The organism is Amycolatopsis sp. NBRC 101858 (assembly GCF_030269325.1).
Classification (GTDB): Bacteria; Actinomycetota; Actinomycetes; order Mycobacteriales; family Pseudonocardiaceae; genus Amycolatopsis; species Amycolatopsis ponsaeliensis.
Window position 1 is genome coordinate 1 of record NZ_BSTD01000012.1, and the last position, 1,103, is coordinate 1,103.

The window sequence follows — 1,103 nt, forward strand, 5'->3', positions numbered from 1 at the left end:
GCGATGCCCGGGACGTCGGTGGCCTTGTGGCGCTTGGTCTCCGGGTACTGGTCGCGGATCCGGCGGATCTCCTTCATCGCCTCCACACCACCGTCACGCAGCACCTCCGGCCCTTCGAGGAAGTCCTCGACGGCCTTGATCAGCGTTGCCGACAGCCCGTACTGCATCCCCAGCAGGTACCGCACCAGCTGCGCCAGCAGCACCCGCGAGAGCAGGTTGAGGTTGAACGGCGAGTGCAACGCGGCGGTGATGATCGAGTTGCGCAGGTTGAAGTACCGGTGCCACTCGTCCCAGTCCTTCATGTGGAAGTCCGCGTGCCACACGCCCGCCCCCGGCAGGGTGACGGTCGGGAAGCCGTGGGCGCGGGCCCGGTAGGAGTACTCCGCGTCGTCCCACTGGAAGAAGAACGGCATCGGATACCCCGTGGCCTGCACGACCTCGTACGGGATCAGGCAGGACCACCAGCCGTTGTACCCGGCATCCAGACGCCGTTCCTGCCGGTTCGGCTTCAGGGTCTCCTCGTCCACCCCGAGCAGGTCCGCGGTGGTCAGCGAGTGCTCGACCGGCTGGCCCGGCTCCAGGGTGTTCAACCGGGCGTATTCGGCGCCGACGTGCAGCTGGTTGGGGTGGAACAGGTTCAGCATCTGCCCGCCGACGATGATCGGGTTGGCGGCGCGGTTGGAGAACGCCGTCATCCGGATCACCAGGTCCGGCTCGAGCAGGACGTCGTCGTCCATGAACAGCACGTTGGCGTGTTCGGTGGCGGTGTGCCCGGCGACCTCGTAGAGGCCGCGGGTGAAGCCGCCGGCGCCGCCGAGGTTGGGTTGCTTGATGTAGTGCAGCTTGTCGGCGAGGTCCTTGGCGACCTGCTCGAACCCGTCGCGGGACTCGACCAGGTCGGTGCCCTGGTCGGCGACGTAGATCGTGTCCAGGGTTTCCAGCGACGACACGTCCGCGGCGAGGGCCTGGAGGTTTTTGAGGCAGTCGTCGGCGCGGTTCATCGTGCAGATGGTGACCGCGGTCGGGCGGATCTTCTCCGGCGCTTCGACCGTCCAGCGGACCTGCTCCACCCGCAGCGTCTGCCCGCCCTCGGTTTCCAGGTC

The 1,103-nt window shown here is 67.5% G+C and carries 1 protein-coding gene; it reads right to left on the reverse strand.

All coding sequences use genetic code 11. The annotated features are described in order from the left end of the window. Window positions 1-1,103: glycosyltransferase family 2 protein (locus QSK39_RS52900; RefSeq protein WP_285485443.1), on the reverse strand; the 1,103-nt coding region annotated here is incomplete at both ends.